At 54.3% G+C, this 16,132-nt stretch carries 19 protein-coding genes; 13 read left to right on the forward strand and 6 right to left on the reverse strand.

Annotation, left to right across the window (positions count from 1 at the left end):
- Window positions 1-32 precede the first annotated feature (32 nt).
- The 5 genes from hemB to lptM all read right to left on the reverse strand — a co-directional run bounded on the left by hemB (window position 33) and on the right by lptM (window position 4,657).
- On the reverse strand, window positions 33-1,046 hold the full coding sequence (hemB, locus tag DES29_RS02115) for a porphobilinogen synthase (protein WP_005431634.1): 1,014 nt from the start codon (window positions 1,044-1,046) through the stop codon (window positions 33-35).
- Between the two features lie 61 nt (window positions 1,047-1,107).
- The gene (yihA, locus tag DES29_RS02120; protein ID WP_021994547.1) at window positions 1,108-1,776 is read right to left on the reverse strand and encodes a ribosome biogenesis GTP-binding protein YihA/YsxC; all 669 of its coding nucleotides are present in this window, start codon (window positions 1,774-1,776) and stop codon (window positions 1,108-1,110) included.
- A 119-nt stretch (window positions 1,777-1,895) separates the two neighbouring features.
- Window positions 1,896-2,942 carry a GMP reductase gene (locus DES29_RS02125; RefSeq protein ID WP_021994548.1) on the reverse strand — a complete coding sequence of 349 codons (1,047 nt, stop codon included), beginning with the start codon at window positions 2,940-2,942 and terminating at the stop codon, window positions 1,896-1,898.
- Between the two features lie 108 nt (window positions 2,943-3,050).
- The gene (lysA, locus tag DES29_RS02130; RefSeq protein ID WP_021994549.1) at window positions 3,051-4,454 is read right to left on the reverse strand and encodes a diaminopimelate decarboxylase; all 1,404 of its coding nucleotides are present in this window, start codon (window positions 4,452-4,454) and stop codon (window positions 3,051-3,053) included.
- Window positions 4,451-4,657 carry an LPS translocon maturation chaperone LptM gene (lptM, locus tag DES29_RS02135; protein WP_113854367.1) on the reverse strand — a complete coding sequence of 69 codons (207 nt, stop codon included), beginning with the start codon at window positions 4,655-4,657 and terminating at the stop codon, window positions 4,451-4,453. The genes lysA and lptM overlap by 4 nt, the downstream gene beginning before the upstream one ends.
- On the opposite strand from lptM, the gene cyaY reads away from it, so the two are divergent.
- Window positions 4,656-4,970 (forward strand): iron donor protein CyaY, encoded by a 315-nt coding sequence (cyaY, locus tag DES29_RS02140; RefSeq protein WP_016475369.1) that lies wholly within the window; start codon window positions 4,656-4,658, stop codon window positions 4,968-4,970. The genes lptM and cyaY overlap by 2 nt on opposite strands.
- Window positions 4,971-5,079: 109 nt before the next feature.
- Here cyaY and DES29_RS02145 read toward each other — a convergent pair whose 3' ends face one another.
- Window positions 5,080-7,452: a penicillin-binding protein 1A gene (locus DES29_RS02145; RefSeq protein WP_021994550.1), complete on the reverse strand. Its 2,373-nt coding sequence runs from the start codon at window positions 7,450-7,452 to the stop codon at window positions 5,080-5,082.
- 254 nt (window positions 7,453-7,706) lie between these two features.
- On the opposite strand from DES29_RS02145, the gene DES29_RS02150 reads away from it, so the two are divergent.
- The 12 genes from DES29_RS02150 (at window position 7,707) to tatC (ending at window position 15,594) form a co-directional block, all read left to right on the forward strand.
- Entirely contained in the window at window positions 7,707-8,201 is a 495-nt protein-coding gene (locus DES29_RS02150) for an acyl-CoA thioesterase (RefSeq protein WP_005431647.1), read from the forward strand.
- A gap of 12 nt (window positions 8,202-8,213) precedes the next feature.
- Window positions 8,214-9,029: an ABC transporter ATP-binding protein gene (locus DES29_RS02155; protein ID WP_005431648.1), complete on the forward strand. Its 816-nt coding sequence runs from the start codon at window positions 8,214-8,216 to the stop codon at window positions 9,027-9,029.
- Window positions 9,026-9,805 (forward strand): lipid asymmetry maintenance ABC transporter permease subunit MlaE, encoded by a 780-nt coding sequence (gene mlaE / locus DES29_RS02160; protein ID WP_005431650.1) that lies wholly within the window; start codon window positions 9,026-9,028, stop codon window positions 9,803-9,805. Before DES29_RS02155 ends, mlaE begins: the two co-directional genes overlap by 4 nt.
- A 15-nt stretch (window positions 9,806-9,820) precedes the next feature.
- On the forward strand, window positions 9,821-10,291 hold the full coding sequence (mlaD, locus tag DES29_RS02165; protein WP_113854370.1) for an outer membrane lipid asymmetry maintenance protein MlaD: 471 nt from the start codon (window positions 9,821-9,823) through the stop codon (window positions 10,289-10,291).
- Window positions 10,292-10,293: 2 nt separating this feature from the next.
- On the forward strand, window positions 10,294-11,052 hold the full coding sequence (locus DES29_RS02170) for an MlaA family lipoprotein (protein ID WP_113854371.1): 759 nt from the start codon (window positions 10,294-10,296) through the stop codon (window positions 11,050-11,052).
- Window positions 11,053-11,062: 10 nt separating this feature from the next.
- Window positions 11,063-11,731 (forward strand): MlaC/ttg2D family ABC transporter substrate-binding protein, encoded by a 669-nt coding sequence (locus DES29_RS02175; protein ID WP_021994552.1) that lies wholly within the window; start codon window positions 11,063-11,065, stop codon window positions 11,729-11,731.
- Window positions 11,728-12,003, forward strand: coding sequence for an STAS domain-containing protein (locus tag DES29_RS02180; protein WP_005431663.1), 276 nt, complete (start codon window positions 11,728-11,730; stop codon window positions 12,001-12,003). Before DES29_RS02175 ends, DES29_RS02180 begins: the two co-directional genes overlap by 4 nt.
- A gap of 18 nt (window positions 12,004-12,021) precedes the next feature.
- Window positions 12,022-13,275, forward strand: a complete 1,254-nt coding sequence (gene murA / locus DES29_RS02185) for a UDP-N-acetylglucosamine 1-carboxyvinyltransferase (RefSeq protein WP_021994553.1) — start codon at window positions 12,022-12,024, stop codon at window positions 13,273-13,275.
- Window positions 13,276-13,418: 143 nt separating this feature from the next.
- Entirely contained in the window at window positions 13,419-13,754 is a 336-nt protein-coding gene (locus DES29_RS02190; RefSeq protein WP_113854372.1) for a histidine triad nucleotide-binding protein, read from the forward strand.
- 15 nt (window positions 13,755-13,769) lie between these two features.
- Window positions 13,770-14,021: a Sec-independent protein translocase subunit TatA gene (gene tatA / locus DES29_RS02195; RefSeq protein ID WP_016475374.1), complete on the forward strand. Its 252-nt coding sequence runs from the start codon at window positions 13,770-13,772 to the stop codon at window positions 14,019-14,021.
- A 108-nt stretch (window positions 14,022-14,129) separates the two neighbouring features.
- Window positions 14,130-14,774 carry a Sec-independent protein translocase protein TatB gene (tatB, locus tag DES29_RS02200; protein ID WP_021994555.1) on the forward strand — a complete coding sequence of 215 codons (645 nt, stop codon included), beginning with the start codon at window positions 14,130-14,132 and terminating at the stop codon, window positions 14,772-14,774.
- A gap of 10 nt (window positions 14,775-14,784) precedes the next feature.
- Window positions 14,785-15,594, forward strand: coding sequence for a twin-arginine translocase subunit TatC (tatC, locus tag DES29_RS02205; protein WP_005431671.1), 810 nt, complete (start codon window positions 14,785-14,787; stop codon window positions 15,592-15,594).
- The last annotated feature ends 538 nt before the right edge of the window (window positions 15,595-16,132 follow it).

Below are 16,132 nucleotides of genomic sequence, written 5' to 3' on the forward strand. Positions count from 1 at the left end.
CGGGCTGCTGCTCAAGCACTTAGCTGAAAGGATCAGTAGTTGTAGCCTTCTTTAATCCAACGGGCAACATCAAGTGCGCAATACGTCAGGATGCCGTCGGCCCCAGCACGCTTAAAGCAAACCATCGTCTCAAACGTAATCTTTTTCTCGTCAATGGCGCCTGCCGCTGCGGCAAACTTAATCATCGCGTATTCGCCGGAAACATGGTAGGCGAAGGTTGGAGCACCGAACTCTTGTTTCACACGCCAGAGAACGTCGAGATAAGGAACGCCCGGCTTGACCATCACCATATCGGCGCCTTCGGCCAGATCGAGTCCCACTTCCCAAAGCGCTTCGTTGCCGTTGGCAGGATCCTGCTGATAGACGGCCTTATTGGAGCGGCCAAGGTTCGAAGCGGATCCGACAGCGTCGCGGAAAGGTCCATAGTAAGACGAAGCATACTTGGCCGAATAAGCCATGATGCGGGTGTGAATCAAGCCTTCATCTTCAAGGGCTTTGCGGATAATGCCGATGCGGCCATCCATCATGTCTGAAGGGGCTACGACGTCAGCACCCGCCTTGGCCTGAGCCATCACCTGCCGGACGAGCATTTCGATGGTTTCATCGTTGAGGATGTAGCCCGTTTCATCAATAAGGCCGTCCTGTCCGTGCGTCGTATAGGGGTCGAGCGCCACATCACACATCACGCCAAGCTGGGGATATGCTGCTTTCAGAGCCTTGACACTTCGGGGAATTAAACCGTCTGGGTTGGCAGCTTCGCGTCCGTCGGGTGTTTTCAGAGCATCTTCGATATGGGGGAAGAGTGCGATCATCGGGATGCCGAGTTCGACGCACTCACCGGCAACCTTGAGCAGTTCGTCAATGGTCAGGCGGTCGACGCCGGGCATGCTCGGCACGGGTTCACGGCGAGCCTTGCCTTCCATCACGAAGACCGGAAGGATCAGGTCGTTCGGGGTCACTACGTTCTCACGCATCAGGCGACGGGAGAAATCGTCATGGCGCATGCGGCGCATGCGCACCATCGGATAGGCACCAAGAGTCTGCATTTCAAATGTCCTTGGGAAGGTAGAAAGTCTGTCGGTCCGCGGATCGGCAGCAGGAAAATGATTATTGCTTTGCAGCTGCCGGAGTGAGCGGCATTGCCGTAGTTGCCGGGTTCAGCCACGTTTCAAGCGTTTTGGCAAGTTCGTCAACGCCTTCGCGTTTTAAGCCCGAGAAGAACTGTACAGTTACGCGATCGCCAAATTCTGCAGCGCGTTTTTCAACGGCGCGCAGCGTCGTGCGGCGCTCTTGCGTTTTGATCTGGTCACACTTATTGAGTAACCAAAGCATCTTCACTTCTGGTCGTTGCTTCATGAACTCAATGAGCCATTCGTCAGTCGGCATGAAAGGACGGCGTGAGTCCATCACGATTACCAAACCGCGAAGCTGCCGACGTCCGGCAATGTAGCCGCCAACAAGATCAGACCAAGAGCTGCGCACGGCCTCATTGGCTTTTGCAAAACCGTAGCCCGGGAGATCGACGAGACGACCGACAACAACACGATTACGTCCGCCGTCAATCTTTCGCGAAAGCTCAAAGAAGTTGACAAGCTGTGTGCGCCCTGGTGTTTTTGAGGCGAATGCCAGTCGCGTTTGGCGTGTTAATACGTTGATGGTGGTCGATTTTCCCGCATTGGAGCGGCCTGCGAAAGCAATCTCGGGTTCTAGCTCCGTAGGGAGCCCCGAGAGCTTCGCGGCAGAGATCTGAAAGCGGGCGGAATCAAAAAGGCTCACGGTCTATTACTCGGGTTGAAAGAAATGCCGTAATTATCTTAGATTCCCCATCTTACTGCGGCATGAATGCTGATAAACGGCCGCCAAATTTCTCCGGCAGCCGCAGCACCGCGAGGTTGTTAGAGCGCTTGACCATAAATATCGTTGGTCTGCATGGAGCAGCGAATAAAAGTCGTCCGCATCGTAAGCTCCTTCAAACGACGTGCCCCGACATACGTACAAGCGGAACGGACGCCGCCGAGGATTGCCTGAACTGTGTCTTCAACGGGACCGCGGGCAGGGATAAGGACGGACTTTCCCTCTGCTGCGCGATATTTAGCAACGCCGCCCGCGTACTTATCCATTGCGTTTTTGCTGCTCATTCCGTAAAACCGCTTGTAAGGTTTGCCGTCGACTTCGACTAATTCTCCGGCGGATTCATCATGACCGGCAAGCATGCCGCCCAACATGACGAAATCAGCACCGCCTCCAAACGCCTTAGCGATGTCGCCAGGCACAGTGCAGCCGCCGTCAGCACAGATACGGCCCGAAAGACCGTGTGCGGCATCGGCACATTCGATGATGGCAGAGAGTTGAGGGTACCCTACGCCCGTCATTTTGCGGGTGGTGCAGACGGACCCGGGACCAATGCCCACCTTGACGATGTCAGCGCCAGCAAGAATAAGCTCTTCAGTCATGTCGCCGGTGACCACGTTGCCCGCCATGATGACGGCATCCGGACAGGCTTCACGCGCCTTTTTGACGAAGGAGACGAAAGTTTCGGTATAGCCGTTGGCGACATCAATGCAAAGATACTGAATTGCATTTTTCGGACAGCGGCTGCGTACCATCAGGAATTTTTCCCAGTCGGCCTCGGTGATGCCAAGTGAGTAAAAAGCGGTGTGCTTTGCTTCAAGCTCAGAAAAGAAGGCAACATATTCGTCAACCGCATAATGCTTGCAAAGTGCAGTGCTAAGATCGTGACGCCCCAGTGCCCGAGCTATTTCAAAAGTACCCGTGGTGTCCATGTTGGCGGCGATGATGGGAATCGCCTTGTAGCGGATAGGGGAGTGGCGAAACTTAAATTCACGTGTGATATCCACTTCACTGCGGCTCGTCAGCGTTGAGCGCTTTGGGCGGATGAGGACGTCTTTGAAATCAAGTCGAAGCGTGTTTTCGATGTGCATGGTCGCCTAAATGGTCAATGAGGTGGCGTGCCAGCGTTGGCGGCGGGCACAAAAAACGCCGCATTCCTTTGGCGGAATCCGGCGTTGAGTTATTTTAAGGCAGATTGACTATTTGTTGTCGTGATCTTCAGCGGGCTCGCTGTATGTTTGAGCCTGAGTGAAGAGCGTTTTCACCTCGTCTGCAGGAATGCAAGCCTGAGCAAGCCCGAGGTCATACTCATCGGAGAGCAGATCCAGCGCGGTCATGCGCCGGCGCAGCGGCCGAATGACCGCACCGTCAACGAGCACTTCCATAGGCAGCGGACGAGAATTGTATGTAGAGGCCATTGACATGCCGTATGCGCCAGCGGTGCGAATGGCGAGCAGATCGCCAGGAGCTACAGCCAATTCACGGTCGCTGCCGAGAATATCGGAAGATTCACAGACGCCTCCTACGATATTGAGGCGCTCTGGCTCGATATCGCTGCGCGGTGAAACCGGCTCAATTTCGTGGTGACTGCCGTACATGGCAGGTCGAACGAGTTCCGTCATGGAGGCATCCACGACGCAGAAGTTGCGTTCAAAGAGCCCGGATTTCAGGTATTCCACGCGCGTGAGGAGCACGCCTGCCTGAGCGATGATGGAGCGGCCGGGTTCTATGAGAATTTCAATGTCCGGAATTTTTACGAGCGAGCGGATTTGTGCGACAACAGCAGGGATAAGCTCCGACGGTTCCAGCGTTTTTTCGTCGGCTTTGTAAGCTACGCCGGCGCCGCCCCCAATGTCGAAATGCTTCAAAGCGATGCCGCGATCAAGCAGCTCGTTCACGAAAACCGAAAGCACTTCGATCTCAGACATGTAGGGCGCAGTGGATTCGACGAGACTGCCAATGTGGCAGGAAATCCCTTCGATTTCGATTTCTTTAAGTTCAGCAGCTTTTTGATAGAGCGCAATTACATCGGTAAGCTTCACGCCGAACTTACTGTCCCCCAAACCGGTAGCTACGTGGTGATCAACGTGTGCGTCGATATTTGGGTTCACACGTACGGAGATATGGGCTTTTAGGCCGAGATTTCGTGCGGTGTTTGCAATTCGGTCGAGCTCAGCAGGGCTTTCAATGTTGAAGCACTTAATGCCGGCAGTCAATGCAAAGGCGATGTCTGCAGGGGTTTTGGCAACGCCGGAAAAGACGATTTTTTTGGGGTCTCCGCCGGCAGCGAGAACGCGCAGGATTTCGCCGCCGCTCACGCAGTCAAAGCCCGCGCCTAGAGCGGCGAGTACTTCAAGAATGCCTTTGGTAGAGGCCGCCTTCACTGCATAGCAGATTTGGTGGGGCGTGGTGCCGAAAGCTGTCTCGTAGGCATTCCAACGTTCGGTAATGGCCGCACGAGAGTAGACGTATGTCGGCGTGCCCCAGCGGTGAGCAATGTCGGAGAGTAAGGTATCCTCGCAGCACAGTTCATTTGAGGCGTTGCGGTAAAAACCTGTTCCGTTTGAGAGTGAGTCAGGGCGAATGTGTGTTTCTGCGGTCATCGCGCCATCTCCGAAGAATGCGAAGGAGCTGTCGGCATCGGCTCGTCGTTAGGCATATAAAGGTCGCCCTTGAGGCCGCAGCCCGAAAGCGCGAGCATAATTTGCACTGCCGCCGCAGCGAGAACGGCTGTTCGAGCCGCTTTAGCGCGGATGGATCGCTGGTTGCCGGTAGTGCGGCGGGTCTTCAAGTGAGTGGGAGTCATGGTTAAGCTGTCAATGACGGAAACAGAATTTTTGGAACGAGCAGATGCGGAAATAAACCGTTTGCAGGATCTTATTGAGAACGATTATGAGGATGCTGACTGCACGCGCAGCGGCAACGTTCTTTCGATCGAACTCGAAAGCGGCGCTCAGATCGTGGTTAACATTCAGACGCCCATGCAGGAGATTTGGCTCGCATCGCATTTGGGCGGAATGCACTTTGAACCCACCGCACAAGGATGGATCAACCCACGGGATGGTCGTACGCTTGAAGCGTCCGCCCGTCAGGCTGTAGAAGCGCTGCTCGCCCATTGAAACATTGATTCATTGTATCGGGGCGGCAAATACTGCGCCGTACAGAAAAAACAGAACGCCTCGAATTCTCGAGGCGTTCTGCCTATCGGCGCTGAGGCGCCGCAAGTCTTTAGAAGATCTGGTCGCGGACTAAGTCCTGTACTGCAGTATCGGGTGTCATCCCAAACTCGCCCGGACCGCCTTGAACGGGGTCGCGATAGAAGTAAAGTCCATCTCGTTCAACGACGGAATCGGGCTGCACACGCAAGGTCTCGGGCTCATTTTTCAGCGCAATACGCATGTAGTCGATCCAGATGGGCAGCACTAAACCGCCTCCGGTTTCGCGTGACCCCAAGGGTTTAGGCGTGTCGTATCCCATCCAGCCGACGGCTGCGGTACTGCCGGCGAATCCGCAGAACCACGCGTCCTGACTATCATTTGAGGTGCCCGTTTTGCCCGCGATGTCGTGGCGCTTCAATTCACGCACGGCTCGGCGCGCTGTCCCGTATTCGGCAACACGCTGCAGCAGTGAGGTCATCACAAAGGCATTGCGTTCATCAATTGCACGGATGGAAGCGTCTCCTGCCGTGCGGTTCGTTGCTTGCATCAGTGTGGCGCCTTCGGCATCGGTTACTCGATCGATGAGATAAGGCTGCACACGATAGCCGCCGTTGGCAAAAACCATGTAGCCCGCAAGCATTTGCCAGGGGGTTACACTGCCCGCGCCCAAGGCCATCGGCAGATTGGCCGGATGGTCCTTAGGTGCAAAGCCGAAGCGCGCGATGTACTGCTGTGCATAAGCAGGTGTAATGGACTGCAGGATACGAATGGAGACCAAATTCTTCGACTGTTCGAGAGCGCTGTGAAGCTGCATTGGCCCGGCGAATTTGCCGTCGTAGTTTTTCGGTTCCCAGAGTTTATTCCCGGTAAGCTTCGGGTCAATCATGATGGGCGCATCATTGATGACGGTTGTGGCCGTGAAACCCTTATCCAGTGCTGCCGAATAGATGAAAGGTTTAAAGCTTGAACCCGGCTGACGCCACGCCTGCGTGACGTGGTTGAACATGTTGAGGTTGAAGTCGAAGCCGCCAACGAGCGCCTCTACCGCTCCCGTCATGAAGTTCGCCGAAACAAAAGCGGTTTCAACTTTAGGCACTTGCGCAAGCGTCCATTTCTGATCCGCATCTTTTCCACTAAGCGGATGCATCACGCGAATGATGGATCCTGGAACAATCGGTTCGATTCCTTTCGCAGGTTTGGCGGCAAGATGGCGTCGACCAAATTTGAGACTTTCGGCATCAAGTTCAACGGATTCGTTGGGTGAAATCGCGGCGACGATTTTTTTCGGGTTGGCTTCAAGTACCACAGCAGGCAACATGAAGGGGGATGAGGCCGTAGTTGCAAGCACACGCCGAATTGCTTTGGGTTGATTGTCCGCGCTGCCGAGCTCAATCTTATCTTCGGGGCCTCGGTAACCGTAGCGTCGATCGTAGGTAATCAAGTGGCGGCGTACAGATTCCACGGCTGCACGCTGTTGATCAATACGAATCGTTGTGTAGACATTTAAACCCCGCGAGTAGGTTTCATTGCCGAAGATGTCATAAACCAACATACGGGCGAGTTCGGCGGCATAGTGAGCTGTGACTACATCCGAATCAGCGCGTTCGCTCGTTTTCACTGCGTTTGGCTCAACGGCACGACGAACTTCCATTGGCAGAGATTTTTCTGTCTGATAGGTAAGTTCATCAATGCGTCCTAAGTCGTACATGCGGCGAAGAACATAATTGCGGCGCATCGTTGCACGCGTCGGATTAACGATCGGGTTATAGGCAGAGGGTGCTACCGGAAGTCCTGCGATCGTAGCGGCTTCCCCCACGGAGATCTCTGCGAGCGGACGACCGAAATAGGTTTTCGCGGCAGCTTCAAACCCATAGGCACGTTGTCCGAGATAGATCTGGTTCATGTAGATTTCAAGAATCTGATCCTTCGTAAGTTCGTTTTCAATTTTGAACGACATCGCAATTTCGTAGAGCTTGCGGGTGTATGTGCGTTCAGTCGTCAAGAAGAAGTTGCGGGCTACCTGCATCGTGATGGTCGAGCCGCCCTGACCGCGGCGACCGGTGAGCACATTGATGATTGCTGCACGAGCAATCCCCATCACTTCAATGCCGTGATGCTCATAAAAGCCGTCGTCTTCCGCGCAGAGAATGGCGTCCTTGACATGTTTGGGAACGTCGGCAATACGGACAAAATCACGACGCTCTTCACCGAACTCGCCAATGAGTCGTCCTTCAGCGCTCCAAACGCGGAGCGGGACTTTCGGACGATAGTCTGTCAGAACGTCGATTGAGGGCAGTTGCTGATAAATGTAGGCAAAGACGAAGATAAGGAGAAATACACCTGAAAGTGCGCCGGCGGCGCCGATCGCTATCGTCCACTTAACGGCGCTCCAGAGCCCGCCGCCCGAACGTTGGGCCGGCCGTTTTTTCTGTACTGCAGTCACTAGGTGGGCCCTCTGCGCCCGAAGGGATAAAAAATAGAAAAATTGGCGGGCATTATAAAAAAAGCTGCATATGTACGCGGAGCGGGAAGCGGTGCGTCGTGGCAACAAGCTTTTGCAGTTTCAACAGGCAAATCCGTACCAGTATGACGGGTTGCACTGATCCCTGACGTACAATGCAACCTTATCTTCCCCGAGCATGCGTGCAGCGGGGTTTTTTACGCACAGGAAATTGAACGATCGTTCAATATTTTCGCATGACGGATCAACGCCGTATCTATCAAGAGGTCTTTACTGTTGCAGACGCTTCTATTGATGTGCAGGGGCATGTCAATAATCGTGAGTATCTGCGATGGATGGAAGGTGTGGCGACACGGCACGCGGCGCTTCTCGGTTGGGACTTTGAGACGCTCAAGGTGAGGAACCGCTCATGGGTAGCGCGTGAGCATTGGATTGAATATCTGCAGCCTTGTTTCGCCGGAGACGAACTCACGATCACGACATGGGTCCAGAGTCTGCGAGGTCCGGCAAGCCTTCGTCGGTATGTGATGCAGCGTGAAGGGATGCCTGTGATGGCGGGGGCTACTGAATGGGTGTTCATTGACCTGGCAAGGAGGCGCCCGGCATTTCTCGATCCAGATATTGAAGCTACGTTTACACTTATAGAACCGGGGAATGCTGAGCTTAAAGCACTTGGCGTCGACCGCTCGCCACGTTGGAAGCCGGCACCGAGCCTTTTGGGCGAAGACTGAAGGAAATGATGCATGAAGGACTTCCTTTCCATTAAAAATGTCACCTTTGGCTACGGCAGCCGCACGATTTTGGAAGATGTTTCGCTGCGCTTCGGATCTGGTCAGGTGGTTGCCATCATGGGCGGCTCCGGCATGGGAAAGACGACACTGCTAAAGCTCATTGGCGGACTTTTGACGCCTCAGGCCGGAGAGATCTGCATCGCGGGTTGCCGAGTTGATACAAACGATCAAAAGGCGCTCTACCGACTGCGCCGCCGTATGGGGATGCTCTTTCAATTTGGTGCGCTCTTCACGGATTTGTCCGTCTTCGACAATGTCGCTTTTCCCATCCGCGAACAGACAAACTTGGATGAAGAAACCGTAAGAGATTTAGTACTGATGAAGCTCAACGCGGTGGGGCTGCGCGGAGCGGCGCCGCTTATGCCGTCAGAGATCTCCGGGGGTATGGCAAGACGAGTGGCTTTGGCTCGTACGATTGCACTAGATCCCGCGTTAATTCTTTATGACGAACCATTTGCAGGGCTTGATCCGATTTCGATGGGGGTGACTGCGCGGTTGATCCGCAGTCTCAATGATGCGCTTGGTGCGACCTCTTTGATGGTTACGCATGATGTGGAGCAAACGTTCGAGATTGCAGACTACGTATACATGATTTCGTCGGCCAAAGTGGCTGCGCAGGGCACACCCGCAGCGCTCCGTGCTTCGGACGATCCTTTTGTGAGGCAGTTCATCAACGGACTGCCGGATGGCCCCGTCCACTTTCAGTACCCTGCCCCAGACTATGCGACCGATCTCGGGTTCCCGAACCACAAAGGAGACCAAGCGTGATCGTCAACCTTCTCGCCCAGCTCGGCAGCTGGGTTCTCAGTCTGCTTTCATCTGTAGGACGCTTCGGTATTTTTTCGGGGCGTGTTCTCGCCCGTCTTGGCGGAGCTGGACTGAGTCCGATCATTTCCCAGATTCATTTCATCGGCAACTACTCACTCCTTATCATCAGTGTTTCGGGACTTTTTGTAGGTTTCGTGCTCGGACTGCAGGGTTACTACGTGCTCGTTACTTACGGCAGCGAAGAAGCCTTGGGAACGTTGGTTGCGCTTTCACTTGTGCGCGAACTTGGACCAGTGGTGACGGCGTTGCTTTTTGCCGGCCGCGCTGGCACAGCGCTCACTGCTGAAATTGGTCTTATGCGTTCAGGTGAGCAGTTAGCGGCCATGGAAATGATGGGCGTAGATCCCATTCGCCGCGTATTTGCTCCGCGGTTTATTGGGGGGTTTATCTCCATGCCGATTCTGGCGCTGATTTTCTCTGCCGTGGGCATCATTGGTGCCTGGATGGTCGGTGTACTGCTTATCGGTACCGATAACGGCGCCTTCTGGTCGCAGATGGAAAGTGCGGTCGATGTTTTCTCCGATATCTGCAATGGCTTCGTTAAGAGTGTCGTCTTCGGCGCAGCCGTGACGTTGATTGCACTCTATCAGGGCTGGGCATCACGCCCGACGCCGGACGGCGTTGCTCGTGCGACCACTACGACGGTCGTGGTTTCCTCTCTTCTTGTTCTCGGGCTCGATTTCATTATGACGGCCTGGATGTTCACAACGGTTTAAAGGTAGTACTAACAAATGCATTCAAACCGCAAGCTTGAAGCCGCCGTCGGCCTCTTCATCGTGCTTGGTTTTCTCGCTGCGCTTTTTATGGCGCTGCAGGCGGCCAATTTGGGAAGTTTTACCTTCGGACAGAAGACTTACGCCGTAACGGCGGATTTTGACAATATTGGGGGCCTCAAGGCTCGCGCAGCGGTGAAAAGCGCAGGGGTTGTTGTTGGCCGTGTGCGATCCATCGTGTTCGATCCGGAGACTTTCCAAGCGCGCGTCGTCATGGACATGGATGTACGTTATCCATTCCCCGATGACAGCTCGGCGAAGATTCTGACAGCGGGCCTTTTGGGTGAACAATATGTTGGGATTGAGGCCGGTGCGGATGAAGCTAATCTGGTTGAAGGATCAAAAATTCGCCGTACGCAGAGTGCTGTGGTGCTCGAAAATCTCATCAGTCAATTTCTCTATTCCAAAGCTGAAGACGGCGGGAAGTGATCATGCAGAAACTACTCACTAGCCTCGCCGGCACGACCGTTGCCGCAGTTTTGTTGGCGGGCTGTGCTCAAGTTCCGCCTAATGCGGGAGAGAACCCGTCGGATCCATATGAACGCGTTAATCGCAATATCTACGCTTTCAATGATTCAATCGACCGGGCGGTTTTTCGGCCGGTGGCAGAAACTTATGTTGAATGGACGCCGGAGTGGGTACGCACCCGCGTTTCTAATGTTGTCGATAATCTCGGCGATCCCGGTAATGCTGTCAACAACACCCTGCAAGGGAAAGTAGACCGCGGCATTGAGAGTCTGATGCGCTTCCTGGTCAATTCGACTTTCGGCATTGCCGGTATCTTCGATGTGGCCGATGAAATCGGCCTCAAGCGGCACAGCGAGGATTTTGGGCAAACTTTGGGGGTTTGGGGGGTGGGATCTGGTTCCTATCTGGTACTTCCAATTTTAGGGCCCTCGTCAACGCGTGATTGGACGAGATGGCCGGTATCTATTGCCACAGATCCGCTTACTTATGCGCTTTGGAATGAAGAGTGGTATTGGTCAGCCGGCGCAACGACCGTAGCTTTGGTTGATGGTCGTGCGCGCTTGCTGAAGCTTGATGCGCTTCGTGCGTCAACTATTGATGAATATGCCGCAGTTCGCGATGCTTATCTCGCCAAGCGGGCGAGCGACGTGCGCGATGGTGCAGTTGAGGATGAAGCCGAAGAGCTTCAGATGCTTACACCGCTCCCGGTAGACAATGAGTAAGGAGAAAAATATGCAGCGCAGAACATTGATGATTGCCGGTGCCGCTCTCACGTCTGTAGCTTTTATGCCTGCGGCATTGGCCGCTGACGGGCTTCCCTACGATGCCAAAGGCGATCCTTTTGCCTTTGTGGTTGATTTGTCCAATGCTGTGCTTGACCGTATCCGTTCGAGCGAGGCATTGAAGTCCGGAAATGTTGATAGTCTTCGCAAATTGGTCGATGAGATCGTTCTGCCGGCAACCGACTTCACCATGATGACGCGTATGACAGTCGGTCCCAAATGGCGCACAGCAACAGCAGAGCAAAAGAAGGCTCTCGAGAGCGGCTTTGAGACGCTGTTGCTGCGCGTATATGCGGGCGGTCTCACGGCAGTGAAGGATCAAAAATGTGAGCTGCGGCCGACTCGAGTGAAAAAGGCTCAGCCTGAAATGGTGATTCGTACGCTTTTGAAAAGCAGCGGGGCGGAGCCCATAGCGCTTGATTACCGAATTTATCGAGCGAAAGACGACACCTGGAAGATTGTCGACGTCAATATTGAAGGGATTTGGATGGTTGAAAACTACCGTTCGCAATTTGCTTCCGTGCTGAGTCAGGATGGGGTTGAGGGACTTATCAAACTCTTCAACGAAAAAGGCGAAGAGCTTGCTCGTCAGGTAAAGAATTCGGGGGGCAAGGCGTGACGCCGCAGTGGACTGAGTTTTCTTTCGATGACGCGTTGACTTTCAAAAGAGAGCTATTAGCGGCAATCGCAGCGGGAGATCGTGTTGTGGATCTCGCCGGCGTTTCAGGAGGCGACAGTTCTTTGCTGTCTGTCCTTTTGTCTGGACGGCGAATTGCCCCTGATCTGCAGATTCTCAATCTGTCGCCGGCACTTGCTCAGCTTGCGCAGCTGTACGGTGTAGCAGATCTTTTAGGACTTCCTAAGAGCGCCTCAGAGACTGAAGTGAATTGACCGTTTTTGGAAAGACCAATGGAAAAACTGAAAATCCGCGGCGCTCGCCGTCTTGTTGGCGAGGTGCGCGTCTCCGGAGCAAAAAATGCGGCACTGCCGATTCTCGCAGCGTCACTTCTTACGGCGGGAGATCTGGAACTGAAGAACGTGCCTGATCTTGCAGACGTCCGTACGATGCTGAAGCTGCTTGCCGGCATGGGCGTCAAGGTGGAGCGTTCCGGTTCAAACGTCACTTTGAATGCGGGTGCCATTACCTCAACGGAAGCGCTTTACGATCTCGTTAAGACGATGCGTGCTTCGATCCTCACGCTCTGCCCGCTCACGGCCCGCTTCGGCGCTGCTCGGGTGAGTCTTCCGGGCGGCTGCGCCATCGGTGCGCGGCCGGTTGATCAGCACATCAAGGGGCTGCGGGCTCTAGGTGCTGCGGTTGAAATTGATCACGGCTATGTTGTCGTAGAAAGCGCCCGTCTGAAGGCTGCACATATTGCTACCGATATGGTGACGGTCACCGGTACGGAAAATTTGATGATGGCTGCAGTGCTCGCAGAGGGAACGACGGTCATTGAAAATGCTGCGCGTGAACCTGAAGTGGTTGACTTGGCCAATTGCCTCAATGCTATGGGCGCAAAGATCTCTGGTGCTGGTACGCCCACACTGGTGATTGAAGGGGTTGAACGTCTTCACGGGGCCAAACACGCTGTGATCGCTGACCGTATTGAGGCCGGATCGTTCCTCTGTGCGGCAGCGGCTACGGACGGCGATGTGCTGGTTGCGAATTGTGTGCCCGGAGATTTGGAAGCTGTGATTTTGAAGCTTCGGGAAATGGGGGCAATTGTTGATGTTGGTCCCGATTGGGTTCGGCTCAAGATGGCAGGGCGCCCCAAGCCCGTCAAAATTCGCACTACGCCGCATCCTGGATTCCCCACGGATATGCAGGCGCAGTTTATGGCAGTGCTTGCTCGGGCGGATGGCGTGTCGGAAATCACGGAAACTATTTTTGAAAACCGTTTCATGCATGTCCCTGAGCTTGCTCGTTTGGGCGCTTCAATCAATGTCGTTGGGCGGACCGCGGTTGTCAAAGGAGTGCCTCGGCTCGAAGGCGCAGCGGTAATGGCAACTGATTTGCGTGCCTCGGCGTCGCTTGTTATTGCTGCGCTCGCTGCCAACGGTGAAAGTACAGTTGATCGGCTCTATCATCTTGATCGTGGCTATGAGCGCATGGAAGAAAAGTTCCGCGGACTCGGCGCCGACATTGAGCGCGTGCGCAGCTGACTCATCAGCGCTATCCTTTGGTCGAGGTTGACCGGCCGAAGCAAATGAGCCAATATTCAAACTGTCGGGAAGTCGGTTCTCGTCATTACAATTCTGGTGACGGACTGCCGTATTTGCAGGCCGTCACGCAAAAAGGTTTACGCATGTCTGACTGCATTTTCTGCAAGATCGCCGCAGGTGATATTCCTTCGTCCAAGATTTATGAGGACGACGACGTCATTGCCTTCAAGGACATTCATCCGCAGGCGCCGGTGCATTTTCTCATTGTGCCGAAGAAGCACATTGTTTCTCTCGCCGAAACGCAGCCTGCTGATGAGCCGCTTTTAGGTAAAATGCTTGGCCTTGCGCGCAAGCTCGCCAAGGAACAAGGCTGCGACAACGGTTTCCGCGTGATTATTAATACCGGCCGCGACGGCGGTCAGGAAGTTCCTCATCTGCACATCCACGTCCTTGGCGGTCCCCGCCCGTGGAAGAACTAATTTCAGGAGAAAAAAATGGGTTCTCTTTCCGTTTGGCACTGGCTGATCGTCCTTGCCATCGTTGTGCTCGTCTTCGGTACAGGCAAGCTGAAGAATATGGGCAAGGATCTTGGCGGCGCCATCAAGGGCTTTAAGGAAGGCATGCGTGAGGCCGATGACAAGCCCGCTGATCAGACGGCTGCCAAGGAAATCCCGCAGCAGCAGACTGCCGAGGCCAAGCAGGCCGACACGATTGACGTCGACGCCAAGGAAAAACCCAAGGCCTAATCCAAAGGCTTGGGGGTCTCTCCTCAATATAGAGACCGTTTTCCCTTGAATCAGGAAGACCGCGGCAGCGCAGCGCGCACCGCGGCCTTTTTAAGTTTGTGAGACGTCATGTTTGATTTCGGCTTCAGCGAAATGATCATCGTCGGTGTCGTCGCGCTTGTCGTGCTCGGCCCGGAAAGACTGCCTGTCGTTGCTCGTACGGCTGGTGAATGGATCGGCAAGGCCCAGCGCTTCGTTGCGCAGGTGAAGTCCGACATCGACCGGGAGACGGAGCTCTCGGAACTCAAAAAGATTCAGGACGAGGCGAAAGCACTCGCCAATGACGTTAAGTCAACCGTTGAGAAAACTGCAGGAGAAATCGAGACCAATGTAAGCTCGGTTGCGGATGAAGCCCAGTCTGCGGTGAAGGATGCGCAAAGCGCGGTGGAATCAGCTAAAGCTGATGCGGCAGAAACGGTTTCAACGAAGACGACAGGCGTTTCTGCGGACGATATTTCGTCAGTCTATGGTTGGGGTGATGCCAATACAGATAGCGAAATAATGACTCCAGCGAGTGCTTATGGCGGCTGGAGCGAGCCGAAAGTCTTTCCTAAACGCTATCACTCGGGGCCGTCGGTTGATGATCTCGCTGCCGAGATTGAACGACTGCGTCGTGAACTCGGTATGCGCGAAGCCAATATGGGGGGCGCCTCAGGCCGACGCCGCGCACTTGCTCCTCGTGCTAAAAATCTTCGTACCCGTATTTATCGTTGAGTAAGGAATCATGAGCCAGGACAATCCCCAGCTCGAAGCGCCGGACGATCCCGCCAACGAGCAACCGCTCGTAGCGCATTTGATTGAGCTGCGTAATCGTTTGATGAAATCGGTGATCGCGATTATTGTTGTGTTCGCGTGTCTTTCACCTTTCATGAAGCAGATCTTCGACTTCCTGAGTCAGCCGTTGATGGTTGCTTTGCCGCAAGGCGCCAAACTTCTCGCAACAGGTGTGGTGGCGCCCTTCTTCGTACCGCTTAAGGTGACGCTTTTTGTGGCATTCCTGATTGCGCTGCCGGTGGTGCTGTATCAAGCCTGGGCCTACATTGCCCCGGCGCTTTATCGCAGTGAGAAACGCCTCGCATTCCCGATCTTGATTTCCTCGATCGTCATGTTCGCGATTGGTATGGCTTACTGCTATTTCATCGTCTTTCGGATGGTCTTTCAGTTCATCGCTGGCTTCTCGCCTGATTCGGTGAACTTTGCCCCAGATATTGATTCCTATTTCAGTTTTGTGCTCACGATGTTCCTCGCTTTCGGTATGACTTTTGAAGTGCCGATCATCGTGGTGGTACTGAATCGTGTGGGTATTGCGACTTACTCCAAACTGACCAAGGCTCGCCCTTACGTAATTGTTGGAGCATTTGTTCTTGCGGCTATTTTCACGCCGCCTGATGCGCTTTCTCAGATTCTGCTTGCATTGCCTCTGGTCATCCTTTATCAGGTCGGCATTTGGTGTGTGAAGATTGCCGGTGTGAGTGATGAAGAGGTTGAAGAGCTGAAGGAAAAAAAGAAAGAAGAAATGGCCAAAGGCATCTAATCTCTCCGCTTACCAGAAACATGAACGCCGTCTGACAAGTGTCAAACGGCGTTTTTTTTGTGCGCCCGGCAGCGCACGTGTGATTGTGTGGTGAAAGTCCACTGTCCGCCCGGTCGCGGGAAGGACTAGCAACTCGGCAGAGTCGAGGAGGCAACGAATCGATGAAGGAAGCCGATAGCAAACCGCCAGCCTGACAAACAGGAATCGGATATGAGGCACAAGGTCTGGGAGAGCTGTCAAAATTCAGTTAACCCCGTAGCGACACGGAAAGGCGATGTGTAGATCCGACAGGTAGGGCGCGAAGCGCATGTGTGATACCCGGGGAGATCCCTGTCGATGCCCGCGAGGGCTACCGATGCCGCAAGGCAGAGGGATGTTGACAGGGAAGTCAGCCGAGGTCGTAGTAGAGGCCGAACCTCGAAGGACCGAATCTAAAGTGTGTGAGTAGGCCGTTCACTCTCGCGTAAGTCGGTGGCCGAAGGCGAACAGCAGGGATCTCAGGTGAGTACCTCGCCGCCGAGGAGAAAGGACCGGAAGT

It is taken from the genome of Sutterella wadsworthensis (assembly GCF_003315195.1).
GTDB classification, from domain to species: domain Bacteria; phylum Pseudomonadota; class Gammaproteobacteria; order Burkholderiales; family Burkholderiaceae_F; genus Sutterella; species Sutterella wadsworthensis.